This window comes from Pseudoxanthomonas sp. 3HH-4, from assembly GCF_006716465.1.
Lineage (GTDB): Bacteria > Pseudomonadota > Gammaproteobacteria > Xanthomonadales > Xanthomonadaceae > Pseudoxanthomonas_A.
Genome location: NZ_VFPB01000001.1, coordinates 831,206 through 857,288 on the forward strand (window position 1 = coordinate 831,206; position 26,083 = coordinate 857,288).

At 62.8% G+C, this 26,083-nt stretch carries 27 protein-coding genes and 1 tRNA gene; 25 read left to right on the top strand and 3 right to left on the bottom strand.

The window, feature by feature from the left end; all coding sequences use genetic code 11:
• Positions 1–493 precede the first annotated feature (493 nt).
• The 19 genes from FB548_RS03715 (at position 494) to FB548_RS03815 (ending at position 20,601) form a co-directional block, all read left to right on the top strand.
• Positions 494–913, top strand: a complete 420-nt coding sequence (locus tag FB548_RS03715; RefSeq protein WP_142124093.1) for a TcpQ domain-containing protein — start codon at positions 494–496, stop codon at positions 911–913.
• A gap of 16 nt (positions 914–929) precedes the next feature.
• On the top strand, positions 930–1,859 hold the full coding sequence (locus tag FB548_RS03720; protein ID WP_142123386.1) for a type IV secretion system protein: 930 nt from the start codon (positions 930–932) through the stop codon (positions 1,857–1,859).
• On the top strand, positions 1,856–2,617 hold the full coding sequence (locus FB548_RS03725) for a TrbG/VirB9 family P-type conjugative transfer protein (protein WP_142123387.1): 762 nt from the start codon (positions 1,856–1,858) through the stop codon (positions 2,615–2,617). Before FB548_RS03720 ends, FB548_RS03725 begins: the two co-directional genes overlap by 4 nt.
• Positions 2,618–2,769: 152 nt before the next feature.
• Positions 2,770–3,819: a TrbI/VirB10 family protein gene (locus tag FB548_RS03730; RefSeq protein WP_142123388.1), complete on the top strand. Its 1,050-nt coding sequence runs from the start codon at positions 2,770–2,772 to the stop codon at positions 3,817–3,819.
• Positions 3,820–3,830: 11 nt separating this feature from the next.
• The gene (virB11, locus tag FB548_RS03735; RefSeq protein ID WP_142123389.1) at positions 3,831–4,868 is read left to right on the top strand and encodes a P-type DNA transfer ATPase VirB11; all 1,038 of its coding nucleotides are present in this window, start codon (positions 3,831–3,833) and stop codon (positions 4,866–4,868) included.
• 166 nt (positions 4,869–5,034) lie between these two features.
• Complete coding sequence (locus FB548_RS03740) at positions 5,035–5,814, top strand: lytic transglycosylase domain-containing protein (RefSeq protein WP_142124094.1); 780 nt, start codon at positions 5,035–5,037, stop codon at positions 5,812–5,814.
• 83 nt (positions 5,815–5,897) lie between these two features.
• Entirely contained in the window at positions 5,898–6,263 is a 366-nt protein-coding gene (locus FB548_RS03745) for a TrbC/VirB2 family protein (protein ID WP_255470298.1), read from the top strand.
• Positions 6,256–6,570, top strand: a complete 315-nt coding sequence (locus FB548_RS03750; protein ID WP_142123391.1) for a VirB3 family type IV secretion system protein — start codon at positions 6,256–6,258, stop codon at positions 6,568–6,570. The genes FB548_RS03745 and FB548_RS03750 overlap by 8 nt, the downstream gene beginning before the upstream one ends.
• Before the next feature lie 3 nt (positions 6,571–6,573).
• Positions 6,574–9,027 (top strand): VirB4 family type IV secretion/conjugal transfer ATPase, encoded by a 2,454-nt coding sequence (locus tag FB548_RS03755; protein ID WP_142123392.1) that lies wholly within the window; start codon positions 6,574–6,576, stop codon positions 9,025–9,027.
• A gap of 80 nt (positions 9,028–9,107) precedes the next feature.
• On the top strand, positions 9,108–9,875 hold the full coding sequence (locus FB548_RS03760) for a type IV secretion system protein (RefSeq protein WP_142123393.1): 768 nt from the start codon (positions 9,108–9,110) through the stop codon (positions 9,873–9,875).
• Positions 9,876–9,988: 113 nt separating this feature from the next.
• Positions 9,989–10,999 (top strand): type IV secretion system protein, encoded by a 1,011-nt coding sequence (locus FB548_RS03765; protein ID WP_255470299.1) that lies wholly within the window; start codon positions 9,989–9,991, stop codon positions 10,997–10,999.
• A gap of 881 nt (positions 11,000–11,880) precedes the next feature.
• The gene (locus FB548_RS03775; protein WP_221625905.1) at positions 11,881–12,222 is read left to right on the top strand and encodes a hypothetical protein; all 342 of its coding nucleotides are present in this window, start codon (positions 11,881–11,883) and stop codon (positions 12,220–12,222) included.
• A 1,185-nt stretch (positions 12,223–13,407) separates the two neighbouring features.
• Positions 13,408–14,052 (top strand): hypothetical protein, encoded by a 645-nt coding sequence (locus FB548_RS03785; RefSeq protein ID WP_142123397.1) that lies wholly within the window; start codon positions 13,408–13,410, stop codon positions 14,050–14,052.
• 59 nt (positions 14,053–14,111) lie between these two features.
• Positions 14,112–15,323 (top strand): hypothetical protein, encoded by a 1,212-nt coding sequence (locus tag FB548_RS03790; RefSeq protein ID WP_142123398.1) that lies wholly within the window; start codon positions 14,112–14,114, stop codon positions 15,321–15,323.
• A gap of 204 nt (positions 15,324–15,527) precedes the next feature.
• The gene (locus FB548_RS03795; RefSeq protein WP_142123399.1) at positions 15,528–16,088 is read left to right on the top strand and encodes a hypothetical protein; all 561 of its coding nucleotides are present in this window, start codon (positions 15,528–15,530) and stop codon (positions 16,086–16,088) included.
• 1 nt (position 16,089) lies between these two features.
• Complete coding sequence (locus FB548_RS03800; RefSeq protein ID WP_142123400.1) at positions 16,090–17,322, top strand: hypothetical protein; 1,233 nt, start codon at positions 16,090–16,092, stop codon at positions 17,320–17,322.
• 50 nt (positions 17,323–17,372) lie between these two features.
• A complete protein-coding gene (locus tag FB548_RS03805; RefSeq protein WP_142123401.1) occupies positions 17,373–17,729 on the top strand; it encodes a hypothetical protein in 357 nt (118 codons plus the stop codon).
• 49 nt (positions 17,730–17,778) lie between these two features.
• Positions 17,779–18,663, top strand: a complete 885-nt coding sequence (locus tag FB548_RS03810) for a hypothetical protein (protein WP_142123402.1) — start codon at positions 17,779–17,781, stop codon at positions 18,661–18,663.
• 96 nt (positions 18,664–18,759) lie between these two features.
• The gene (locus FB548_RS03815) at positions 18,760–20,601 is read left to right on the top strand and encodes a peptidoglycan-binding protein (protein WP_142123403.1); all 1,842 of its coding nucleotides are present in this window, start codon (positions 18,760–18,762) and stop codon (positions 20,599–20,601) included.
• A 243-nt stretch (positions 20,602–20,844) separates the two neighbouring features.
• Here the strand turns inward: FB548_RS03815 and FB548_RS18735 are convergent, their stop codons facing one another.
• Complete coding sequence (locus tag FB548_RS18735; protein ID WP_185741964.1) at positions 20,845–20,988, bottom strand: hypothetical protein; 144 nt, start codon at positions 20,986–20,988, stop codon at positions 20,845–20,847.
• 215 nt (positions 20,989–21,203) lie between these two features.
• Entirely contained in the window at positions 21,204–21,890 is a 687-nt protein-coding gene (crp, locus tag FB548_RS03820; RefSeq protein ID WP_225590783.1) for a cAMP-activated global transcriptional regulator CRP, read from the bottom strand.
• Positions 21,891–22,076: 186 nt separating this feature from the next.
• Between crp and speD the strand changes: the two genes are divergently transcribed.
• A complete protein-coding gene (gene speD / locus FB548_RS03825) occupies positions 22,077–22,871 on the top strand; it encodes an adenosylmethionine decarboxylase (protein ID WP_055936923.1) in 795 nt (264 codons plus the stop codon).
• A 180-nt stretch (positions 22,872–23,051) separates the two neighbouring features.
• The gene (gene sugE, locus FB548_RS03830; RefSeq protein ID WP_142123404.1) at positions 23,052–23,366 is read left to right on the top strand and encodes a quaternary ammonium compound efflux SMR transporter SugE; all 315 of its coding nucleotides are present in this window, start codon (positions 23,052–23,054) and stop codon (positions 23,364–23,366) included.
• 122 nt (positions 23,367–23,488) lie between these two features.
• Here sugE and coq7 read toward each other — a convergent pair whose 3' ends face one another.
• Positions 23,489–24,130 carry a 2-polyprenyl-3-methyl-6-methoxy-1,4-benzoquinone monooxygenase gene (gene coq7 / locus FB548_RS03835; RefSeq protein WP_142123405.1) on the bottom strand — a complete coding sequence of 214 codons (642 nt, stop codon included), beginning with the start codon at positions 24,128–24,130 and terminating at the stop codon, positions 23,489–23,491.
• A 190-nt stretch (positions 24,131–24,320) separates the two neighbouring features.
• On the opposite strand from coq7, the gene rplM reads away from it, so the two are divergent.
• The 4 genes from rplM (at position 24,321) to FB548_RS03855 (ending at position 26,067) form a co-directional block, all read left to right on the top strand.
• Complete coding sequence (gene rplM / locus FB548_RS03840) at positions 24,321–24,749, top strand: 50S ribosomal protein L13 (RefSeq protein ID WP_055936916.1); 429 nt, start codon at positions 24,321–24,323, stop codon at positions 24,747–24,749.
• A gap of 2 nt (positions 24,750–24,751) precedes the next feature.
• On the top strand, positions 24,752–25,144 hold the full coding sequence (gene rpsI / locus FB548_RS03845; RefSeq protein WP_142123406.1) for a 30S ribosomal protein S9: 393 nt from the start codon (positions 24,752–24,754) through the stop codon (positions 25,142–25,144).
• 33 nt (positions 25,145–25,177) lie between these two features.
• Positions 25,178–25,252, top strand: a tRNA-Gln gene (locus tag FB548_RS03850).
• A gap of 68 nt (positions 25,253–25,320) precedes the next feature.
• Positions 25,321–26,067: a 2OG-Fe dioxygenase family protein gene (locus FB548_RS03855; RefSeq protein WP_221625906.1), complete on the top strand. Its 747-nt coding sequence runs from the start codon at positions 25,321–25,323 to the stop codon at positions 26,065–26,067.
• Positions 26,068–26,083 lie beyond the last annotated feature (16 nt).

The following is a 26,083-nucleotide window of genomic DNA, read 5'->3' on the forward strand; positions in this document are numbered from 1 at the left end:
ACTCTGTGACGAGATCGAACTTTTAACCTGCATCTTCACATTCGTGATCGAGCAAATCTCTTCGCCTTCATTTTCCTGCAATAAATGGCTTGTTTTATGGGCTTTCCGTTTATCGACTCATGACTTTCATGATTTCTGTAAACAGATTTACTTCCAATGTTGGTTGACGACACAAAATCTCGTGGCTATGTTCGGCGCGAAGGTCGTGATGCAGTACCGGATCTGATGTGCAACGCGCATCAACGCGTGCATGAAGACCAAAGGAGCGGGAAAGCATGGATGCCATTACAGGGGGTAATGCACGGGCGCATGTTCCGTGCACGGCGGCGACCGCGGAATATCTGCGGCCCCGGGCGCGTTGTGGCGCGCTTTGCCACCCGGAGACAATCATCAGTGCCGTGACGCACTCCCTTGGGAGCGCGCATCGGGTGTGTGTTGCCGACGATTGCAGGATGGTGGATGCGTGAGCCGGAACGTCGTTATTCGCGGTGTGATGTTGTCGTTGATGGTGATGGTGCCGCTGGCGGTGGCCGGATGCGCCGCACCCAGGGCGGCGGATGTCGGTGGCCGGTGGCGGCCCGTCAATCGGTTCGCAGAGGCGCCGCAGGCCATTCCGCTGCAGCGGGGCTACGTTTACCAGGCGTCGCCTGTCGACGGCACATTGAAGAACATGCTTGGTCGCTGGGCGAAGGATGCACGCCTGACACTGGCGTACTTGCATCCGAACGACTACACCTTGCATGCGCCGGTGGCGCAGATCAGCACTGGCAGTCTCGAGGATGCGGCGGCCCAGCTATCGGCAGCCTACGCGTCGCAGGGCGTCCGGGTGGTGGTCGAGCGCCCGCGGATCATCGTCAGCCAGGCCTCGCAGGCCGACACCGATTCCGCGCCCGCCGCGGCGATGGGCGAGTAGGGGTATCGGGCCGCGCATGTTCTCAAGAAAGAAAACATCGTCCCCTGACATCGACCGCGCTGTGGCGCAGGGTGTCAGTTTCGAGCTGACCCTCGCGGAGCGTGCACGCAAGAGCGAGCGTCGCGCATGGCTCGTGGCGTGGTCGGCTATCGTGATGTCGCTGATCCTGGCGGGCGGCTACTTCCTGTTCCTGCCGCTCAAGGAAAAGGTGCCGTACCTGGTGATGGCCGACCCGTACACCGGTACGGCCAGCGTGGCGCGGCTGTCGGGCAATTTCCAGGATCGTGATGTCACCACCGAGGAAGCGATCAACAAGAGCAATGTGGCGCAGTTCGTCCTCGCCCGCGAATCCTACGATTCAGGCCTGATCGGCCAGCGCAACTGGCGCACGACCCTGTCGATGGCCGGACCTGCCGTCTCGCCTGCGTACATCGCGTTGCATTCGGAGAGCAACCCCGAGCGGCCGTTCCGCCTGTATGGCGCGTCCAGTTCCGTGCGCGCGCGGATCCTCAGCATCGTCCTGATCGGCGGCGGCGCAGGCACTCGGCCCACCGGTGCGACGGTGCGCTTCCAGCGCAGCCTGTACGACAAGGGGCGTGGCTATGTACAGCCGCTGGACAGCCGGATTGCGACGCTGGAGTTCACATACAACCCCGATCTCCGCTTGAGCGAAGAGGACCGCCTGCTGAATCCACTGGGATTCCGCGTTACCAACTATCGCGTGGATGACGACTTCGCTGCCGCCAACGTGCCGGAGCGGGAGTTCCCTGCACCGCCCGCCGTGCCGGTTCCGCCCGCGCAGTCAGTGCCAGCACCGGCCACAGAGCCTGCCGCCACCGCGCTCGACGGAGCCGTTGCCCCCGCCAACGAGAACGACGTATCGACGGCGCCGCAGCCCGCGGAGCAGTCGGAAACCCAGACTGGACCCGGAGTGCCCCAACGATGAGGTGGAAGGACGCGCTGCGTTTGGCCGTCATTGGCCTGCTGCTCACGACATTGCCGGCCATGGCACAGGTGATCGAGGAGTACACCTATGCGCCGGACAAGGTCTATCCGGTGCGCACGGGGCTCGGCATCACGACCCAGATCGAGCTTTCTCCGCACGAGGAGATCCTGGACTTCAGCACCGGCTTCAGTGGCGGATGGGACATCAGCCGCCGCGGCAATGTGTTCTATCTGAAACCGAAGAACGTCGACGTGGATACCAACCTGCTGGTGCGCACGGCGGCCCACGCCTACATCTTCGAGCTCAAGGTGGTCGCTACGGACTGGCGCGTGCTGGACCAAGCGCGCGCGGCAGGCGTGCAATACCGCATCAAGTTCGCCTATCCCGGCGACACCAGCTTTGCCGGTACGGTCAACAAGCCTCAGGACGTCGCATCCGAGCTCAACACCGATGTCGAGCCGGGTCGCGCCTATCACTTCAACTACGACTACGCCCAACGCAAGCGCGGGCCCACATGGCTGGTGCCGACAACGGTCTATGACGATCGCCGTTTCACCTACATCAGGATGGGGGACCGGACGCGTTTCCCCAGCGGCAATTTCCCCGTGGTGTTCGCGCGGGACAGCGAGGAGGGCGAAGAGTTCGTCGTCAACTCCACGGTGCAGGAAGACACCATCGTCGTGCATGGCACGTACCCCTACTTGGTCATCCGCCACGGCGATAACGTGGTGGGCCTGCGCAGGAGCCCGGAACGATGAACCAGACACCGTACGACCATCTGGACACGGGCCCCGAACGCGCGGCGCCGCAGAGTCCCTATCAGACCGCGCGTCCCGCAGCAGACCCCGACCTGGATGCAAACGCACCCTACCTGCGCTCCGCTGACGTTCAGCGGCTCAACCGCAAGGCGTTGCTGTTCCTGGCCGGCATCGTTTTGCTGTTGCTGCTAGCTGCGCTCTGGATATTCAATAGCGTCGTGGCGGATCCGGAGAATGACGCGGCTAGGAAACCACCGGGCGAACAAGTCGTGATCCCGGCAGCTCCCAAGGACCTGCCAGAACTTCCACCTGAGCAGCCGGTTATGGTCGCCGAGCCGGACCTACCACCATTGCCTGTCATTGACGATGCGCCGCCACCGCCCAGCGGCCTCGGGCTTCCAGATATAGGAAACACGAAATCAAATGAGTTGACGCTGCGTGATCGGCGCATCATGGATGGTTCGGGGATGAGCGGTGGAGCGTCTGGCCAATCCGGGGCCATGGCTGGCGTGATGACACCGGACGAGTACGCACGTCTGATGATGCAGGCGGGTGCGGCACCCGAGGCGACTCCGGCCGCCAAGGCTGAAGACATGACCAGCGCCAAGCCGCTCTACAACCCCAACACGCTGCTGATCCGTGGCACGTACATCCGCTGCGTGCTCGAATCGCGCGTCATCACCGATGTCCCGGGCTACACGTCCTGCGTGGTGACCGAGCCGGTGTACTCCGTCAACGGCAAGCGCCTGTTGCTGCCGCGTGGCTCGAAGGTGATGGGCAGCTACAACTCCGATGCCATCATCGGCGAGCGCGCGGCAATCGTGTGGGACCGCATCACCACGCCCACGGGCATGGACGTCAACATGCGCAGCCCGGGCACCGACATGCTGGGCGCCGCCGGAAATCCCGGCCATTATTCCGCGCACTGGGCGCAGCGCATCTCTTCCGCGCTGCTGATCAGCATGCTGAGCGATGCCTTCAAGTACGCCGGCGCCAAGCATGGTCCCCAGGAAACCTCGATCGTCAACGGTGCCATTGTCCAGAATCCCTACGAGAGCAATACCGCCAGGACCATGGAGCGCCTGGCCAACATGGCGCTGGATCGGAACATGGCGCGCCCGCCGACGGTGACGATCAACCAGGGCACCATCGTCAACGTCTACGTGGCTCGGGATGTCGACTTCTCAGCGGTGATGCGCTGACAGGCGGACCGATGGACACGCATAACGAACCCCTCGCCCGCGTTTCCAACGAGTTCCTGGACTACCAGTACCAGGTGCTCGGGATCGGCGAGCACATGCATTCCTCGGATGTCACCGAGATCTGCATCAATCGACCGGGCGAGCTCTACCTCGAAACGGCGCGCGCCGGCTGGCTGAAGGCCGACGTCCCGACGCTGACGTTCGAGCGCGCGCGGCAGTTCTGCACGTCGGTCGTCAACGAGAGCAACACGGGCCAGCGCATCACCGACATCGATCCGATGGTGTCGCTGACCTTCCCGACCGGCCAGCGCGCCCAGTTCGTGATCCCTCCCGCCTGTGATGCCGGCAAGGTGTCGATCACCATCCGCCTGCCGGCGAAGTTCAGCAAGACCCTGGAGCAGTATGAGCAGGATGGCTTCTTCGACGAGATCCTCGAGCAGCAGCAGTCGCTCGGTGACCATGACCAGGAACTGCTGGAACTGCGCCGCAGCCGGAACTACGCGGAGTTCTTTCGGAAAGCGGTGCACTACCACAAGAACATCGTGGTGGCCGGCGCGACCGGCAGCGGCAAGACGACCTTCATGAAGTCGCTGGTGAACCACATCCCCGACCAGGAACGGCTGGTGACGATCGAGGATGCGCGCGAACTGTTCATCCGACAGCCAAATGTCGTGCACCTGCTCTATTCCAAGGGCGGTCAGAGCGCCAGCAATGTCACCGCGAAGAACTGCATGGAGGCGTGCCTGCGCATGAAGCCGGATCGCATCATCCTGGCGGAGCTGCGTGGCGACGAGTCGTTCTACTTCATCCGCAACTGCGCCTCGGGCCATCCCGGGTCCATTACCAGCTGTCACGCGGGCAGCACGGCGCAGACGTGGGATCAGTTGGCGCTGATGGTGAAAGCGTCTTCCGAAGGTGCCGGCCTGGAGTTCGACGTGATCAAGCGCCTGCTGAAGATGACGATCGACATCGTCGTGCACATCAAGGCCCACGCCGGGCGCCGCTACATCACCGGCATCGATTTTGATCCCGCCCGCGCGCTGTCCTGACTGGAGCCCTGCATGAAGCCTAGGTGCCCGAACCCGCTGATGTCCGTATTGGAGCCGCCCATGCGAGGAAAATGGCAAGCGTCGTCGCAAGGAGGCGCGGGCTGTGTCCGGCGATGCGGTGGCCATGTCTGCATACAGGATGGAGGGTGAGGCGATGTTGCCTGGCATGGAGCTGATGGGATGCACCGACCTGGCGGTCCCCGCCACGATCATGCAGCATGTGGTGAAGGTCGAATCTTCCTTCAATCGCTACGCCATCGGCGTAGTGGGCGGGCGGCTGGCGCGGCAGCCACGGAATCTCCCGGAAGCGTTGTCGACTGCCCGCATGCTGGAGGACCGGGGCTACAACTTCTCCCTCGGGCTGGCCCAGGTCAACCGCTACAACCTGGCGCGGCAGGGCCTGGACAGCTATGAAAAAGCGTTCGACGTCTGTCCCAACCTGCAGGCGGGCTCGCGCATCCTGGCGGAGTGCTACTCCCGCTCCGGGAAGGACTGGGGCAAGGCGTTCAGCTGCTACTACTCCGGCAACTTCACCACCGGCTATCGGCATGGATACGTACAGAAAGTGTTCGCGTCCTGGCAACGCCAGGCTGGCGACGATGCCGCACCCGCCATCCCGGTGATCGACCGCAAGACCACGGCGCAGCGGAGCACTGCTCCGCGTGCGCGCGCAGCGAGCTTGCCATCGCCCCGCGTGGCGCGCCGCATCGAGGAGGCACGCTCCGATCGGAGCGCCATGCCCGCTCCCACCGTGTCCGTGGCGAGCGCGCCGATGCCACTGCCTGCAGCCGCGCCCGCACCCACCACCCACGTTGCGCCCGCGGTCGCGCAGCCGGTGGCCGACGCACCCGTGCTGGTGCAGGCCTATCACCAGAACACAGCCGCGACGCCATCGGCGCCGCAGGTCGTGCAGGCATCCGGGAGGGACGACGCTTTCGTCTTCTAGCAGTACCCGCCAGGGATGGCTTAACGGCACGCGAAAGTGCCACCCACCATTGCAACCACCATTTGGGGTCGACTATGAGCAACATGCACGCCACTCAAGCCAAGCAGGCATCCACCGCCCTGATCGCGATGATCGTCGCGGCCACCATGTTGGCAGTCCCAGATCTCGCGTTCGCCCAGAGTGTGACGGGCGCGCAGGGACGGGTCACCACGTTCTTCACCAACATCAATGCGTTGTTGAACGTGGCGTCCATCGCCATCGTCACCATCGCCGTGATCTTCGCGGGCTATCAGATCGCGTTCAACCACAAGCGCGTTGGTGACGTGGCGCCGGTGCTGATCGGCGGGTTCCTCATCGGTGCCGCCGCCCAGATCGCGAAGATGCTACTGCCGTCCGACGTCACCTCCACGGCGATGGCCGTCGGTCAGATGCTGACGCAGTATGCATAAGAACGTGCTGTTCAGGGGCTGCACACGCCCGCCCATGTTCATGGGGGTTCCTTACGTACCGTTCACGATCGGGGCGGGGGGCTGCCTGCTGCTCACGTTCTACTTCAACATGTTCTTCCTGGCCCTGCTGCCGGTGGTCATCTTCATCATGCGGCAGATGGCGCGCCGCGACGAGATGATCTTCCGGCTGCTGGGGCTGCGGTGGCAGTTCCGGACCAAGGTCCGGAACCTACGCCATCACGAAGGCATGTGGGTGTTCACGCCCAACGCGTACCGCACGCGTTTCGACGAATCGATTCCGGACTGACCCATGCTCGCGCCCGACCTGTCCATCGCCGAGTTCATCCCTCTGTCCGCCCACGTGTCGCCGCACGTGGTCAAGACCACGGGGGGCGATTTCCTGCTGACCTGGCGGCTGGACGGGCTGCCCTTCGTCGGGCGCGAGGAATGGGAACTGGAGCATCGCCACAACACGTTCAACCGAATGCTGCAGACGTTGCGCGCACCGGACTTCGTCAACGTGGCGTTCTGGGTGCACGACCTGCGCCGTCGCGGGCGGGTCCGCTCGGGCGCGCGTTTTGGGCAGGCATTCAACCAGGCGCTGTCCGACGGCTACTTCGACGGGCTGTCCGCACAGAAGATCATGCAGAACGAGCTGTACCTCACGATGATCTACCGGCCCATCGTGATGGGCAAGAAGTTCGTCGAGAAATCCGCGAACATCCCGCGCCTGCAGGCTGAGCAGGAGCAGTCCGTGTCGAAGCTGATGGAGCTGGTTGGCAACGTGGAAGCTGTCCTGAAGGACTACGCGCCGATGCGGCTGGGCATGTACGAGTCCGACGCGGGCGGCGTGTTCTCCGAGACGCTGGAATTCTTCGGCTTCTTGCTCAATCGCATCTCGGAGCCGGTGCCGGTGCTGCGGGCGCCACTCTACGACTACCTCGCCGTCAGCCGGCACATGTTCTCGTCCAAGACCGGCGACTTCGTGGTCAGCACACCGGACGGACAGAACCATTTCGGCGCGATCCTGAACATCAAGGAATACACCGACGGTACCTGGCCCGGCATTCTCAACGGCCTGAAGTACCTCGACTTCGAGTACGTCATCACCCATTCGTTCAGTCCGATGGGGCGGCAAGACGCATTGAAGGTCTTGGACCGTACCAAGGGGATGATGATCTCGTCCGGGGACAAGGCGGTCAGCCAGATCGCGGAACTGGATGGCGCGATGGATCAGGTCGCGTCCGGCAACTTCGTGCTGGGTGAATACCACTTCATCATGACCTTGTATGCGGAGGACCAGTCCCGCCTTTCGCAGAACGTCGCGGTGGCCCGGGCGGAGCTGTCCAACGCCGGTTTTGTTTCCACCAAGGAGGACCTGGCGGTGTGCTCGTCCTTCTACTCGCAGCTGCCTGGCAACTGGCGCTACCGGACGCGGTTGGCGAACGTCAGTTCGTTGAACTTCCTGGGGCTGTCGCCGTTGCACAACTTCGCCACCGGAAAGCGGGACAACAATCCCTGGGGCGAATGCGTCACCGTACTGCAGACCACCAACGGCCAGCCCTACTATTTCAACTTCCACGCCACCCATCCCGCCGAGAACTCGCTGGGCGAGAAGGCCATCGCCAACACCATGGTCATCGGCAAGTCGGGTACCGGCAAGACGGCACTGATCAACTTCCTGCTCAGCCAGGTGCAGAAGTTCGACCCGGTGCCGACCATCTTCTTCTTCGACAAGGACCGCGGCGCCGAGATCTTCGTGCGCGCCTGCGGCGGCAACTACCTGGCGCTGGAGAATGGCCAGCCGACCGGCTTCAATCCGTTCCAGTGCGAACGCACGGATGCCAACGTGCAGTTCCTGGCGGGATTGATCAAGGTGCTGGCGGGCAAGACGCACTACACCGCCCGAGAGGACGAGGATGTCTTCCGCGCGGTAGAGGCCATGCTCGACATGCCGTTCCACCTGCGCTCGATGACCAATTTCCAGAAGAGCCTGCCCAACATGGGCGACGACGGTCTCTACGCGCGGCTGCGAAAATGGACGGCCGGGAACGCGCTGGGCTGGGTCTTCGACAATCCCATGGACACCATCGACCTTGGCCGGGCCAGCATCATCGGTTTCGATTACACCGATGTCATCGAGAATGCCGAGATACGCGTACCGGTGATCAACTACTTGCTCCATCGCCTGGAGGAACTGATCGACGGGCGCCCGCTCATCTACGTGATGGATGAGTTCTGGAAGATCCTCGACGGCGGCGGTGCGCTCAAGGACTTCGCCAAGAACAAGCAGAAGACGATCCGCAAGCAGAATGGCCTGGGGATTTTCGCCACCCAGAGCCCGGAGGATGCGCTGGCGAGCGACATTTCAGCCGCGCTGATCGAGCAGACCGCCACGCTGATCCTGTTGCCGAACCCGAATGCCTCCCGCGATGACTACATTAATGGACTGAAGCTGACCGATGCCGAGTTCCAGGTGATCAAGAGTCTGGATGAGCGCTCGCGCTGCTTCCTCGTCAAGCAGGGGCACGCATCAACGGTCTGCCAGCTCAACCTGCGCGGAATGGATGACGCGCTGGCAGTGATCTCGGCCAGCACCGACAACATCGAGATCATGCATCGGATCGTCGACGAAGAGGCTCAGCGTCTCGAGATCGACAGGGCAGATCTGCTTCCCGAGCAATGGTTGTCGCGGTTCCAGCAGGAACGGAAGGGGTCGGGTCGATCAACAACGAGTCAGGTGCGACGGAGTGAACGAGCATAGCGTCAATGTTCCTTGCAATTTCGATTTGTGTGCGGACCAAACGACAAGCAATACCCTCAGAGGATTAGAAGGATACTCATATGTCATGGAATTACACGACAAGCAGGGTTGGTCTCAAGCGTGCACTTATGCCGCTGTTGATTGCTGGCTTCCTGTTGCCGATGACGGACTGCAAGGCATCTGGAGTGCCCGTCGTTGATGGGGCCCATATCGGGATCAACAAGTTCGCATGGGTTGCTCAGTACCGGCAGATGTATCAGGAGTTGCAGCGCCAGATGGAGCAGTACCGGACGCAGATCCGCGAACTGGAGCAGAAGTACGTCAATGGGCCATCGTTCAATGGCGGGTTGGGATACCGGGAGACGTTGTCAGAACGGAGTCTCAATGACTATGTCGCCGAACGCTGTGGTAGCGGCAGTGGTTTGCGCACTGGTCCGGCCCAGATCAAGGACATCGCTGAGCGTCAGTTCCGGAACTGTGTGGCCATCATCCAGACAGAGAACACACGTTACAACGTGATGGTCAGGATTCTCAAGAATCTTGACGTGCGGGACAGGCAAATGGAGGAGCTCAAGCGGCAGGCCGCAGGTGTGCCGGCGGACCAGCCTGGTGCGCTCGAACGAGTGAAGGCGAACATAGCGCAGTTGGAAGCGTATGTTGCTCTTGATATCCAAAACGCGAACACGCTTCTAAATGCCTATGACGCAAGTCTCAAGGCACTGAACACGGAGCAGGTTTGGCTCGGGCAGGCGGCATTCAATGGAAAAGGCCGGGGTCTCCTTGATGAAGTCGTTCAGTACGGTGCGCTGAAGGGTGCCTTGCAGGTAGCTCGTAGTCGCGAGCGTTAGTGCTAGGCGTGCCATATCGGGATGGACTCATGGCTCAAACTTTGAAACAGGCCAATATATAAATGGACGGCGCATTGCTCTCAGTCATGGACTCGGTACGGGAGTGGGTTCCCTTGAATGCCTCTCTGCCAAACATGGTTTTCTTCCATGAGATCAATGATTTCATCGATGATGAGTTGATCAACGAGTATTTGCCGAATCTGGGGCGACGGGTCATGCGTGTGGTGGGCGGGCTGGGAACCGTGCTGCTTACCTTATGGATCATGATTCAGGGGTACAGGATCGTTACGGGCCAATCACGAGAATCCATGATGGCGCTGGTAGTCAGTTCGCTACGCGCTACGTTCATCATAGGGATCGCGCTCGGAACGGCAGTCTCCTGGGGGCCGATCTATCAGACATTGACGGATGGTCTGATGAGGACCGTCAGCGAGACGATGACGGGCGAAGAGGATGATGGTGGGGCATACGGGGATATCGATCGTACGTTGGCCATCATGCAGGCAGCGCTATCGGCCATCGATACCGTCGACAGCAATCACGACATGGTCACGGAGAAACAAAAGGACAGGGCTCTGCTTTTCACGGGCGTAGGGCTCGGAGCGCCCGCCATCATGGCGGCTGTTGCGATGATGTTGAACAAGGTAGCGATTGGTTTGATCGTCGCAATGGGGCCTGTGTTCATTCTCTGTCTGCTGTTCGAGCAAACCAAGTCTCTTTTCCAGAAGTGGCTCATGTATGGAATAGGGACGCTATTCTCAATGGCGCTATTGACTGTGATGGTCACGCTTGCCTTGGATATGGTAATTGCCGTGGGAACCGCATTCTGGATTACGAGTGCGGTGGGCATGGGGGGGGAGAACGTCACCAATATGGCCATGCAGCAAGGTGGGCTCGGGTTGATCTTGACCGCCCTCATCGTAAGCGCGCCGCCGATGGCCGCGATGCTGTTCCAAGGCACGCTCGGCCAGTTCACACCCTACAGCGCCTTCTCGCCATCGCAACAACCAGGTGCTCCAGGGCAGCCCGGATACTCGGGTGTGAGTGGAGATACGCAGTCGTCGGCACGTTCATCATCGATGGCGGACTATCCGGCCCAGTCAACACGCAAGGCTTACAGCTGAGGTTGATCGTTCATGTCGCGCAAAACAATTCTTCTCTTCTTGCTTATCTTCCCCTTGGAGTCCTATGCACAGACAGCATGCCCTCAAGGTGTAGCGCCGGGTGATCCGCGTTGTGGCCCCGGTGGGGGTGGGGGCGGCGGATGGGATCTACCTGCCGGGAAGGTATACACCCGATGGAAGTCAACTTGGGGTGCGATGGTGGAGGACACTGCCACCGGGAATGTGGGCACGTCGACCGGTCAATCGAGTCGCCGGAAAGCGGTCCGCGAAGCGCTTGCAAAATGCAAGGCCATGGGGGCAGGGCTGGAATGCAAATACATCTACACCTACACGAACAGCTGCGCGGTCGTTGCCGAGCCGATTGAGGTGCTAAAGAATTCGGTCTCTGCCTATCAGAACGGAGAGACGGTGGAGGCTGCATCAAAGCTCGCCATAGCCGGCTGCTCAGTTCGAAACGGAGGGCGTGCCTGTCAAGTGTATTACTCGAACTGCACAGCCCCAGTCTTGATTCGCGAGTAATGATGGGGTGGTCACATCGAAGTGCTGGACGGCGCCGAGCTATAACTCGGGAGGATACCTGCCCCCCATACCGGCCGATGACATTTCGTTCGCGCTACCGGCCATCCCAGCCGGTGTGCTGCGGCGAAGGAAACTGTCAAAAATGCGGGACCAAAGGTGGTCATACGCGCGGAGTGCGCTTGACTACGAGAATCAGTGCGTGGTGATCGAAGAGCCCGAAGTTGGAGGCGGGTCGATGCGTATCGTGTGCCGCAGCAGACCCACGGTCGAGAGTGCACAGGAACAGGCGTTGCCGGAACGCGCGGCCGAGAACGCCGGGCTCCACTGTGCGCTGTTGTACTCGGACCGTACGATTCCGGTGCTTGAGTACTGAATACCGGATGGGACGGAACTCTATGAGAGATTGGTCAAATGCCAACGCAGCCAACGCGTTACCTCAGGGCGTCAACAGCATGACCCTGCAGCAGGGCGGCCAGGGACTGCTGATGCCCATGTGCCTGCTCACCGTGCCGCCTTTGGCCGCGACGTTCTTCCAGAGCACCGTCGGAGAGTTCATGGCTTACAACGCGTTCGGACAGGGGGAGGCAATGCAGCCGACTGGTCCGGGCGGAGGGTATGTGCCGGCGCCTGCTCCAGCGGCAAATGCAGCAACGCAAACGCATAACCCGATGAATGCTCCTGTTTCCTGTCCCCGCGTGGCTTAAGGGAAGTCGGTATGGCTACGAACAGCTCATCTAAATTTCAATTGCGTACCCTATCTCAAATACTTGTCGGAATATTCACGCTCACCGTCACGGCCGTATCGGCCTTGGCGCAGATGGCCTGTCCGCAAGGCGTCACGCCTGGTAGCTCCCAATGCTTTCCGACTAGTGGCGTACAACAAGGGCAAATTGTGTTCCAACGCCAAGATGGAAGCTCACTTGGGGCGCTATTGCGATGAGTAGCAAGACGGGAGAGGTCGGCACATCTGTAGGTCGCTTTTCCAAGAGAGAGGCGCGCCGGGAAGCGATGGATAAGTGCAAACGACTCGGTGGTACGGAATGTGTGTTCTCGATCGCATACGAGAATCAATGTGCAGTCGTGGCGTGGACATCGGAGTCTGGCAAGTCAACTGGCGGTGGTGCGATAGTCCAGAGTGCTGCAACCACCGGTGAGGCGACCAGCTTGGCAATTACAGCATGTTCAAAATCACGTGGGGGTGATGAGTGCCGGATTGTTCACCCTGCCTGCTCAGAGCCTGTGTTGATTCAATGACGCTGCTCCCATTCTGTGGTCAATGTTAAGGCGTGAATTAGTTGATCTCTCGGGTGAAAAGACCGATTGCAAGATGATCAGAAGGATATTGACAGATGCTTAGAGTGCTTTCCGTTTCAGTTGTCATCCTGATATCTGGATGCGCCTCCATTCCGGCGAACGTGGCAGCTAAGAAGTGGGTTGGACGGAGTATGGGTGAGGCCAGTTCAGTTTTCGGTGAGCCCGTCCATTTGAGGGAGCAGGACGGGGGACGAACGGTCGGCATCTGGCACCTCGAGCGCTATATGGAGGAACTCAGGCCCGTCGGAAACGTGATGGGGCGTGATGCTGGTGGAAGACCCGTGCTTCATCCGGTACATGAGATGAGACAAAACCGGTATGCATGCGAGGTAACACTGGTGAGCGAGGGTGGCCGGATCGTCTCCGCCAAGGTCAGGCCGATCGCCGGCATGGGGCCGCTATTGGCGGGAGGTTGTGCCCAAAGAGGGCTATGAGTATGACCCGACGAATCAAGGGGTGGTTCGCGTGGCAGTGAACTTCGGTGGATACGCCAAATATGCCGAAGCCGTTACACGCGCAATGCGTGTCGCAGATGGGTTCGAATGCGACGCCGCGTGCTGCACGGTAACGCCGTCATGAAGGCGCATCTGCCGTGGCTTGTGATGCTCATCGGAATTTCGCTTCTAACAACGAACTCCTGTAGTAGAGAGATGGATAAGAAGCCGCGACCGGAATACAAGAGAAATCCGAACCCGGTGCAGGCGCATCGGCTGCGCATGCGCATCCAGGATGCACCGGGACCCCTAAAGGTGGTGGTCAGTGCGACGCAGCACGATGTGGTCACCCCGGAATGCCTGCCGGCGCCGAACGACAATCCGGGAGGGCATCTTTCCCCAATACCGACCAACGATATTCCATTCGAACTGGAGCTGGTCTCGGACACCGAATACACCGGCGTCTTTTATACGGATGGGATGATCGACGAGGACTACCATGGCCATGGCGTCTGTCGTTGGGAACTGATCCAGGTGCAGGTACAGCTCAAGGCGACGGGCGCTGAAGGAGAAACACCCTTCGTCGCGAGTCTCAGTCGAGACGAGATTAGTCCGGGACGCTCCAAGACGATCTACTTCTGGAAGGGTGCGTATCCCGGCGACCCCGCTTCCAGTATCAATGACCTGCCGAACTTTGGTCAGACTGATCGCTCTCGCATGGCGGCATGGGTGAAGGATGAGGACGTGTTCTCCGTCACCCTGCAGGATGATGGAGGTGCGCCGTGACGCTTGGGTCTCAGCAGTATGCCAATCTCACTGAGCACAGTTATGATCGAAATAGCACCATGCATAAGCTGGTGGACAAGGAGGTTGTCCTCGAAGGCCAGAGCTACAAGGTTCTCCATTTCGCCGACAACCCTCGCACCGGATACCAAGGGACGATCTATCAGCATGTCGAGAGCGGTGAAGTTGTGGTGGCCCACCGCGGTACCGAGTTCGAACGGCAGCGCTGGCGTGATCTTATAAAGACTGATGGTGCCATGGTGCTCACGCGCGCCAATCTGCAAGCTGATGACGCAATCGCGTTGACAGGACTCGCTCGCGACTATGCAAGTAGTCCTACGAATGTGGCGCAGTACGGCCACCCTTCACAGGTCACTGTCACCGGCCACTCGCTAGGGGGAACCCTGGCGCAGATCAGCGCCCACTACTACGACCTGCGCGGCGAGACGTTCAATGCCTATGGCGCGGTCAGCCTGGACCGGCGGATCCCCGAGGGTGGCGATCGCATCTTGAATCATGTGATGGCGGCCGACACGGTCAGTTCCGCCAGTCCGCACTACGGGCAGGTGCGCATCTACGCGCAGTCCGGTGAGATCGGCATGTTGCGGGATGCGGGTTATGCCAACAACGACGCCAAGCTGCTGGACCCACGCGCGAGCCTGTTGGCGGGTGTCAAGGGATTCGGTTCCCACGACATGCACCGCTTCCTCAACGTGGACGGCGAGAAGCGTCCGGACCGCTCGGTGCTGGGCGACCCGCAGGCGCAGTCCCTCGCACGGGAATACGCGCCTATGATCGGCAAGTACCGTGCCGATGTGGAGGGGATGCGCGGCGCTGTCACGAGCGGTGCGCGTGGTCCGTATGGCGCAATGACGGATGGGCTCGATGCGTTGCGTGGTCCGATCCCGCCCGGCGAACTCGGTGCGCGCGAAGATCGCAGGCGCTCGTCAGGGGCGCTACCGGAGTGGGGTAGCTTCGCCGCGACCGCGCACGGCAACGATCGCAGCCGTGAGGGAAAAGACAGTGACGTGGAGCCCTCCGGCTCGTTCCATCCGCCCCTCAGTTTCGACCCACGTTCTGCGGCCGTCGAGGTTGACCGCCTGCTGTCCAGCGCCAAGGCCGGCGATACCGACGGTTTGCGCGGCGCCCTGCACGACCTGAAAGCGTCGCCCTTTGGGCAGGACTGGCAGAAGCAGTTGGAAGCTCACCGGCAGCGGCTCGCCGAGCCTGCGCCGCGTATCGAATCGCAGACACCTGTGGAGCTGGCGCGATGAGGAGCAGTGCATGACGACCCATGATCTTCGAGAGCCAGCATGCGACGGCACGCCCGCCCGTATGCCGTCCGTGTATACGGCGCTCCGTACGCCGAACGCTGGGGGACACGACCGATCATGACGCGTCGTCTTCCACGCCGGGATGGCCGGCTGATCTGCCTGGTCGCCATGTCCCTTCTTTTCCCTACCGCATGCAGTGGTGCCATGAATAGCCAACCTTCTCCTTCGTTTGTCCCGAATCCCGAACCCCGCCAGGCGTACACGCTTACCGTGCGCATCCAGGGAGCACCGGGACCGCTGGAAGTCGTGGCCAGTGCTGCCCAGTACGACGTAAGGAACACCGAGTGCCTGCCGCCGCCAAAGGACAACCCCGAGGGCCGCACAGCGCCAGTGCCTACACAGGACCTGCCGATCACGCTGCAGCGGATCTCCGACAACGAGTATCGCGGGACGTTCTATGCCGATGGCATGCTCGACCAGGAACTGCACGGCCGCGGTGTTTGCCACTGGGCGCTGATCCAGGCGCAGGTGCAGCTGAAAGCTACCGGCGCGCCGGGGGAGACCCGCTTCATCGCGAAAATCGGTGGCGATGAACTGGGGCAGGCCCCGTCGAAGACGAAGGCGTTCCACTACTGGAAGGCGCGGTATCCGAAGGATGCCGGCTATGACGACTATCCGGACTATGGCCAGGGCGACCTGCGACAGCTGCCTGCCGACAAGCGCGACGACTTCTTCGAAGTGTCGCTGACGGCGAAGGAGGCGTGATATGGGCCTGACGTCGCAGCAGTATGCGCATCTGGCCGACCACAGCTACGACCGTGGCGGGCAGATGCAGGATCTGCTCAACAAGGATGTGGTGATCGGCGGAGAGCGCTACCGGGTGATCGACTATGTCGACAATCCCCGTACCGGTTACCAGGGCACCATCTACCAGCACGAGGCCACCGGCGCCGTGGTGGCTGCGCATCGCGGCACCGAGTTCGGCCGCGAGGCCTTCCGTGACGGGGTGATCGCCGATGCCGGCATGGTGTTCACGCGCACCAACAGCCAGGCGGCGGACGCGGTCGAACTGACCCGTCGAGCGGTCGAGTATGCGGAACGCCAGGGGCGCGAGCCAGGCAGGACCGCGCCGGAGGTCACGGTCACGGGACATTCGCTGGGCGGCACGCTGGCGCAGGTGTCGGCGCACCATTTCGACCTGCGTGGCGAGACATTCAACGCCTACGGTGCCGCCAGCCTGGACCGGCGCATCCCGGAAGGGGGCGATCGCGTGACCAACCACGTGATGGCGGTCGATGCGGTCAGCTCCGCCAGTCCGCATTACGGGCAGTTGCGCATCTACGCTACCCAGACGGAGATCGAGACGCTGCATCGCACCGGGTACCACGACAACATCGTGCGCGACCTGCTGCAGCGGGACATGCCGCTGACTGCGTCCGTCCTGTCCGGTGGCTCGCACAGCATGCACAACTTCCTCCCCGTGGACGGCGACGGCCGGCCCGATCGTTCCGCGCTGGACGATCCGGCCGCGCGACGCCTTGCGGATGAGCACCGCGACATCATCGCCGACTACCGGGACGATGTCGGTGACCTGCGTCGTGGCGTCACCGTGACGGCCCGCGGCCCCTTCGGTCTGGTGCTGGATGGAATCGATCGCATCCGCGGCCCCGTGCCGGCAGGCGAGCCGGCGGCAGGCGATGAGCGCGAACGCCAGGATCGCACGTCGCAAGCCGAGACGCCGCATCGCATCGACGTGGCGCTCGAGGCGCCACAGATGTCGGGGCGCCCGAGCCCCGAAGTGGAGCGATTGCTAGCGGCGGCGCGCGAGCGCGATCCCGTGGCGCTGGAACGCGCACAGCACGATCTGCAGGCCTCGCCTGCGGGGCAGGCTTGGCGTGAACGGGTCGAGGCGCACCAGCGAGATCTGGTAGCCCCCGAGCGCACGCCTAACTTCCAGGTGGAACAACGGATGCCGTCGCAGATGGACGTCGCTCGCTGAGCCAAGCGGCACGCTGACAACCGTATCCCCGTATCAAGAGGAATGCAGCCATGAAACGGAGCATCAAACTTCTCATCCCGCTGGGCCTGCTGGTTCTGTTCGATCTCAGCGCCCAGTCCGACGGCTACTACCAGCGCCTGTACTACCGCATGGACGACCCGTTCGTGTTCTGCACACAGGGTCAGGATGTCAGGAAGAATCCGATGCCGTGCTGGAAGCCCATGCCACCTTTCACCGGCGCTTTCATGCTGATGCCCTATTGTCGGCCGCCGAATCCCTACGGCAAGGATTGGACGCAGGACGACACGCTCTCGTTCGCCCAATACAAGTCGGTCTGTCCGAAAGCGATTGATTCGGGTCGATGGGAAGGCGGCGGCCGGCCGGAAAACACGCCCATCCGCCATTGATGCGTCCGGGTTGTTCGCGAATGAACGCCCTTGTCATGGAGTCGTCCACATGAGGTTGCAGCGCATGAAGGTCATTTCCCCCCTGCTCCTGATCGCGATGGCGGTCATCCTTGGCGGTTGCGATGCACCGGCTCAGCGAGGTGCGGATACCACGGAGCAGGCGACGTCCCCCGAGAATAAGGAAGAAGACATGTCAGAGCTGAAGCCGCCCTCCGCGGACAGCGTGTTGTATTTCATCTACCAGCGCGACGGCGACGGTGCGGTCAGTTACAAGATCGATGGTGGCGCCACCGTCAGCTACTGGTACGGCCACGAGTTCGATCTCGATGGCAAGCATTACTTCACCGGCTTCGGTGCCAAGACCCAGGGCGAGGGCCCGGACGGCGATGACGGCATGATGGATCCGGAACACGTCGCCATTTCGCAGGCGACTTTCACGCGCGTCGAGAAGGACGGCAAGCAGGCATGGTCGAAGCCGGATACAGATGGCTATGTCGGGGAGTTCGGACGACTGGGGCGCGCGGACGAGGTCGATACGTCGCGCAAGGCGCACGGGTACGCAACTGACGATGGTCGCTACGTGCTGGCCGTTCCCACGCGCGATTTCATGAATGGCGAGGAGGTGCAGTCGTTCGCCATGTTCCTCTTCGATCCCGATGGCAAGGACGCGTTGTCGTTCCGCCAGTGGGGCTACGTTGGCAGTGTGCGCGTTGGCGGGGACAATCAGGCGGCCTGCAGTGACGGTCATGTGATGCCCTGCACGGCCAGCACCGGCGACCTGGCCTTCGAGCGGGCGTCGGACGGCGGACTGCCGGCGTTGAAAGTCACCCCCTCGGGAAACACGAATGCCGGTCCCGGCAAGGTACGTACGCTCGGGCCCGCGGATGCGGTAACCTACCGCTTCGACGCGAATGCAGAGCGCTACACGCCCTGAACCTTTCGAGTTGACCGTCCTGTACAAGGCTCACGGATCGAGCCCGGTTGACGTCCTGCGACCTACGGTCGCGAACATCAGCAAGAGGAGCCAGTGATGGCCAATGACTACACCCGTGAACAGATCCTCGATATCGTCGAACGCCAAGCACAGGCGAGCGGCATTCCCCGCGAGGACTTCCTGCGGTTCGCCTACATCGAGACGGGCGGCCGCTTCAACCCGGATGCGAGCAACCCCAGTGGTGCGAAGGGGTTGTTTCAGTTCATGCCGCGCACGGCGGAGGATTACGGCATCACGGGGCAAGAATTCGATCCCGTGCAGAGTACGCGTGCGGCTGCAGCGCTGTACCAGGACAATCTCGCGGACATCAGCCGCAGGCAGCAGCGTAGCGGTCACGATTTTCTGTCAGGAAACGAGACGCCAAGCGGGCTCGATCTTTATCTTGCTCACCAGCAGGGCGCTGCTGGCTATGAGTCTGTGCAAAGCGCCATCGTGACGGGAGAGTTCTCGCTCACAAGTACCCGGCGGAACATATTGGGGAACATCAGCGCCAGTGATGTCGAGAGACTGACAGGGCGCAAGCCTGCAGAACTTCGCGGACTCGATGACCGCGAACTGGCGACCACGTTCTCGCAGTATTGGAACACCAAGTACGCCGCCATCAGCATTCCCGATCGCGGCATCCAGGCCAGCCAGCCCGATGCGGCCGTGCGCGAGCGCACTTCACCGCTGGCCGATGGCGTGCTGCAGAACGGCGAGCGGGGCGAAGAGGTGCGCGCCTTGCAGACGTCGCTGAACCAGCTTGGATTTCGCGATGGCCAAGGCGCAGAGCTGGAGACGCGCTCGGGCATCTACGGCGGCAGGACGCAGGAGGCCGTCCGCGCTTTCCAGACAGCGAATCAGCTGGAAGCCACCGGCAACGCCGACACTCGCACGCGCGAAGCCATCACGCAGCAACTCGCGTTGCCAGAACAGGAGCGCAACCGCGCCCAGTCGGGGGAAACGCAACAGCGCGATGGCGGGTTGGCCTGGCCGACGCCGGGCAATCGCGACATCAATGAAGCCGACAAGGCACGCGAGGGGCGCGGCGAGTTCGGCACGCCACGCAGTGGCGGCCGGCGCCATGGCGGCATCGACATCCAGGGCGATGTCGGCGACCCCGTGGTGGCCGTCGCGAGCGGAACGGTGGTGGTGCGGCCGAACAACGGTGCGGCGGGTAATACCGTGCACGTTCGGCATGACGACGGCACGCTGACCAAGTACTTCCATTTGGATGAGTTCAGCGTGCGAAACGGTCAGCGCGTGGATGTTGGGCAGCAGATCGGCACCATGGGCAGGACTGGCAATACGCCTGCCCAGGGCGACACACACCTGCACTTCGAGATGTGGCGGGACGGCCGGCAGGTCGATCCTATGCCGCACCTGCGCGGCGCCGAGCGCGACGCGGCGGTACCCGCACGATCGACCGCACCCGAGGCGTTGCGAGATGGAGCATCGGGGGCATCGGTACGCGAACTGCAGCAGCAGCTCAATCAGCTCGGCTATCGGGGCGCCGATGGCAAGCCACTGGAGACCACGTCCGGCAAATTCGGTCCCCAGACCGAGCACGCACTGCGCGCGTTCCAGGCCGATCAGGGATTGAAGGTGGATGGCGTTTACGGCGACCGCTCCCGCGAGGCCATCGCTGCCGCGACGCGTGATGCGGCTCGCAGTCCGGCGGAGATGGGTGTCTCGCCCCAAGGCGCGCGCAATGAAGATGCGCAACGCTCGTTCGTCGACCGCATGTTCTCCGCCATGCACGGTGGAGACGATCGTGCCATGCGCCAGGCCTTGGACGACTACCTGAAGACGCCCGCAGGCCAGGGGTGGCAGAAAGAACAGGCCGTGACCGATCAGCAGACCGTGCAGCCACGCGACCAGACCGGCCCTTCCCGCTGACGGCGAAGCAGGATGGCGGATCGGGTAGCGTGGCCCGGTCCGCCCTCTCTTGGAACGCACCGGCGTCGTGGACGGCTCAGGGCACCCGAACGCGGCCACTTGGCGCCCCTGTTCACCCGCGCCCAGCACTCTGCTAAAACGCAGCGAGATGTCAGCCAGGCCGGAAGGCGCGGTCGAGCGCTTGGGCATCGGAGCGGTACAAGGGGGATGGCCGGTTCACGCTGCACGCAACCAGCGTGGCGTTTACGGTGCGTCGCGCCGCAGGCGCCAGCCCAGGCTGCAGCCTGGGCAGTCCGGGTACATCACCAGCGTGGTGATCCAGCAGATGGGTGAGCCGAGCGGCAGGGCGTAGATGAAGTGCAGTCCCGGCAACCACGGGACGGTCATGTCGGCGGACCAGCAGCAGGACCTGGGAGGCATCGGCCGCGATGGCGTGGATGCGCAGAACGGCTTCGAGCGAAGGGCAGGAATAGCCCTGACGGATCATCGGCGTGGCGACATCATCTGCCTGGCCAAGCAATGCATTGCGGATATCGAGCAGATCTGCGGCTGCAGTCCTGAAGGCGGCAGGCCTCGTCGGGCCGGCCGCACACCTGGCGGGGTCAGCGGGTGCCGTACAGCACGACGGTCTTGCCGCGCGCATGCAGGGAGCCATCGGCCTGCAGCTTCTTCAGTACACGGCCCGCCATCTCGCGCGAACAGCCCACCAGGCGGGCGAGTTCCTGGCGCGAGACGCGCAGCTGGGTGCCTTGGGGGTGACTCATCGCTTCCGGTTCGCGGGCGAGATCATGCAGGGTGCGTACGATACGGTCGGTCACATCGAGGAACGCGAGGCGGCTGGCCTTGCGGCTGGTGTCCAGCAGGCGCCGCGAGAGCTGCGCGCCGATCGCGTACAGCAGCTTGGGGGCATCGGCCGACAGCGTGCCCATGAACAGCTGGTGCAGGCGTTCGTAGCTGATTTCGGCCAGTTCGCACTGGGTGCGGGTGCGCAGGATCACTTCCCGGCGGTCCGACTCGATGAATAGCCCCATCTCGCCGACGAATTCACCGGAACCGAAGTAGCCGAGCACCAGCTCACGGTCGTCGTCTTCCTCGGTGATGATGCTGACCGAGCCGCTGACCACGTAGTACAGCGTGCCCGCCGGGTCGCCGGGGCGGAAGACGTCGGCGCGGGCCGGGTAGCGGCGCCGATGGCTGTGGGCCAGGAAGCGCTCAAGCGTGGCGTTGTCCGGCGTCAGGGGGCTGGCGGCGGGGCGAGCAGGGGCTGAAAGGGGGATGCCTGGGCTCATGGTGGTCACGGCTTGTAATTCAGGAAGCTTAGTCCGAATACGTGGCCCACGGCAAACGCAGGCCATGCAAGGGCTGGGCCAGTCCTGCGGCGGCCCGCCGACGCGCGGCCGCGGACATTTCGCTGTCACCCCATATGGCGCATAATCCGCCCCCTCATCCGACACCCCCGAAGAGGGATCACCGCCGTGGTAAAACCCCTGCCTCGCCTGCGGCTGCAAGGCTTCAACAACCTCACCAAGGCGCTGAGCTTCAACATCTACGACGTGTGCTATGCCTCGTCCGAGGACGAGCGTCGCCGGTACATCGAGTACATCGACGAGGAATACAACGCCGATCGTCTGACCCAGATCCTGACGGATGTGGCGGAGATCATCGGCGCCAACATCCTGAACGTGGCCCGCCAGGACTACGACCCGCAAGGTGCGTCGGTGACGATCCTCATCTCCGAGGAGCCGGTGATCGACAAGAAGGATGCGGGCAAGGAGATCATCTCCGACGCGGTGGTCGCCCACATGGACAAGTCCCACATCACGGTGCACACGTATCCGGAAACCCATCCGGACAACGGCATCGCGACCTTCCGTGCCGACATCGACGTGGCGACCTGCGGCGTGATCTCGCCGCTGAAAGCCCTGAACTACCTGATCGAAAGCCTGGAATCCGACATCGTCATCATGGATTACCGCGTGCGCGGCTTCACTCGCGACGTGAAGGGCAAGAAGCACTACATCGACCACAAGATCAATTCGATCCAGGACTTCCTGGCCAAGAACATCAAGTCGCGCTACGAGATGCTCGACGTGAACGTCTACCAGGAAAACATCTTCCACACGAAGATGCACCTGAAGGAGTTCGACCTCGACAACTACCTGTTCGAGGAGAAGGCCAAGAACCTGTCGTTCAAGGAGCGCATGAAGATCGAAGCGCGCCTGAAGCGGGAGATCGAAGAGCTGTATCACGGGCGCAACCTGCCGGAATGACGGGTTGGCGACGGGTGCGGGTTACATCCGGTTCGGATGGCCAGCGCTAGTCTGTCCACGTACTTGGCGGGACGACCCGCCCGCGGCGCAGGCCGCGCATCAGGACCGACGGCGGTCCGGAACGCGAGTTCCGGGCCGTTTCGCGTTATGGCCCGGGCAACCAACCTGAGGAGGTGACGCATGGCGTGGGTCTATCTGGTGCTGGCGGGATTGCTGGAAGTGGTGTGGGCGGTGGGTCTGAAGTATTCCGAGGGCTTCACTCGCCTGGTGCCCAGTGTGATCACCGCTGTGGCTGCCGCCGCCAGCTTCTGGCTGCTCGCGGTGGCGCTGAAGCACATCCCGCTGGGCACGGGCTATGTCATCTGGGTGGGAATCGGTGCCGTGGGTACGGCGTTCGTCGGCATGTGGCTGTTCCAGGAACCTGCCACGGCGGCGCGGCTCGTCTGCATAGGTCTGATCGTGGCGGGCATCATCGGCCTGAAGCTCGCGTCGTAGCGTGCGCTGCGCGCTGAACCAGCGTCGCGCAAGGACAGGTCGCGTCGTACTTGCCCCGTTTCGCTTGGAGCAGCGCACGACGCCCTCACCGTGAAGCAGCGGAGCAAGCTCCGCTCTAAGGATCACACCCGGTAGGCGACCGCTTTCATCAGTTTGGAGGCCCCGGCCATTAGGGTCGGGATCGGCGCCGGTAAGAGGCGGGCGCCGGCTTCTTCGGCGTGTTCGGCGTGACGGGCTTCGTCGGCCTTCATGACCTGCAGGATCTCGCGGCTGCGCAGGTCGGCCGGTGGCAGGGCTTCCAGATGTTCGTCGAGGTGCGCCTCGACCTGGCGCTCGGTCTCGACCACGAATCCCAGGCTCCAGCCATCCCCGCGCAGGCCGGCGAGGGCGCCAAGTGCGTAGCTGCCCGCATACCACAGCGGATTGAACAGGCTGGGTCGGCTGTCCAACTCGCGCAGGCGGTCCGCGCACCAGGCGAGATGATCGGTTTCTTCCTGGGCAGCCTCCAGCAGGTGGGCGCGGGTGGTGGCGTCGCGGGCCACCGCGGCTTGGCCGAAGTACAGGCCCTGGGCGCACACCTCGCCGACATGGTTGATGCGCATCAGGCCGGCGGCATGGCGTTGTTCGGTCGGTTCCAGGGCGACCTCGGGCGTATCGCCAGCGGGATTGGCGCGATGGGCAGGTGGGTTGCCGAAGACGGTATCCAGGCCGCGCTGGGCCTCCACCAGCCAATGATCGAGGGGCGAGAAGGTCCGCATGTTCATGCGGCCATTGTGCCGTCTCGGCGGACCCCGCGTCTGCCCCGGGAGATCCCACGGAGCGAGGATGCCCAGGGTTGCGCACTGCGCCAAGGGGCCGTACAATCCCGCGTCTTCCGTTTCACCCTTCACAACGCGTGGCAAAGTTCCGCCGGTGCAACCGCGGAATCCGCCCGACCAGACACATGAGATCCACATGAGCACCTTTACCGCCAAGTCCGAGACCGTCCAGCGTGACTGGTACGTCGTCGACGCAGCAGGCAAGACCCTTGGTCGCCTGTCCACCGAGCTGGCCCGCCGCCTCCGCGGCAAGCACAAGCCCGTCTATACCCCTCACGTTGATACCGGCGACTATCTTGTCGTCATCAACGCCGAGAAGATCCACGTCACCGGCAACAAGCTGGCCGACAAGAAGTACCACCGCTTCACGGGCTATATCGGCAACCTGAAGACCGAGACGCTGGCGCAGGCGCTGGAGCGCCACCCGGAGCGCGTCATCGAAACCGCCGTGAAGGGCATGCTGCCGAAGGGTCCACTGGGCCGCGACATGTATCGCAAGCTCAAGGTCTACGCCGGCCCGAATCATCCGCACGCCGCTCAGCAGCCGCAGGTCCTGGACATCTAATCATGGCTATCACTCAGAACTACGGCACCGGCCGTCGCAAGTCCTCCACCGCCCGCGTGTTCCTGCGCAAGGGCACCGGCACCATCACCGTCAACGACCGTCCGCTGGACGAGTTCTTCGGCCGTGAAACCGCGCGCATGATCGTGCGCCAGCCGCTGGAGCTGACCAAGAACACCGAGAGCTTCGACATCAAGGTCACCACGACCGGCGGCGGCACCACCGGCCAAGCCGGCGCCATCCGCCTGGGCATCGCCCGCGCTCTGGTCGAGTACGACGAAACCCTGAAGAACGAGCTGCGCAAGGCGGGCTTCATGACCCGTGATGCGCGCGAAGTCGAGCGCAAGAAGGTTGGCCTGCACAAGGCGCGTCGCGCCACGCAGTTCTCCAAGCGCTAACAGACGCGTTACACTACGCGTCACTGGTTATACAGCCCCGTCGCCAAGCGGTAAGGCACCTGACTCTGACTCAGGCATTCGGTGGTTCGAATCCATCCGGGGCTGCCAACTCGAAGTCCACTGGACATCCGCAAAAGCCCGCCTCCGGCGGGTTTTTGCGTTTAGGGGTCATGCCGATGGTCGCGATGTTCCAACCTCCGTTCTGCCCCGCCGACGAGGCCGTGCGCCGCGTGCAGGAGCGAGGCTACGCCGTGCTCGAGCCGAGGGTCATGGCCGACGCCGTCGCGGCTGACCTCCAATCGCTCGATGCCCTGCTACCCAGCTGGGATCGGCTCGAGGTGGATGGTTACCTCAAGGATGGCGGCCGCTATCGGCGTCGTCGCCACTCCTGCTTCGTTGTCGATGGCGGCGGCGTGCAGCAGGCAACGCACCGGGCGCACTGGCAGTCGCTGGACTACAACGCACTGCATGGCGGCATGCAGCGCTGGTTCGAGCCGATCGAAACGGTGGTCGCTTCGGATCCGGCCTGGAGGCAATTGCTGCTGGGACTGGGCCGCTGGTGCTCCGCACTGAAGGGCGAACGCCCGTGGTACGTCGAAGCGCACCAGTTCCGCATCGATACCACCGACGGCATCGGCCGGCCGACCCCGGAAGGCGCGCATCGCGATGGCGTGGATTTCGTCGCCGTGCTGCTGCTGGATCGACAGGGCATAAAAGGCGGTGAAACCCGGGTGTTCGCTGCCGCCGGGCCCGACGGGCAACGCTTTACGCTCGAGGCGCCCTGGTCGTTGCTGTTCCTCGACGACGAGCGCGTCATCCACGAATCCACCCCCATCCAGCCCCTGGGCGAGCAGGGGCATCGCGATACGCTTGTGCTGACCTTCCGCAAGGATGGGTTCCAGGGCGATCCTGCCGCCGGCTGACCGGCGCGCGCATTTC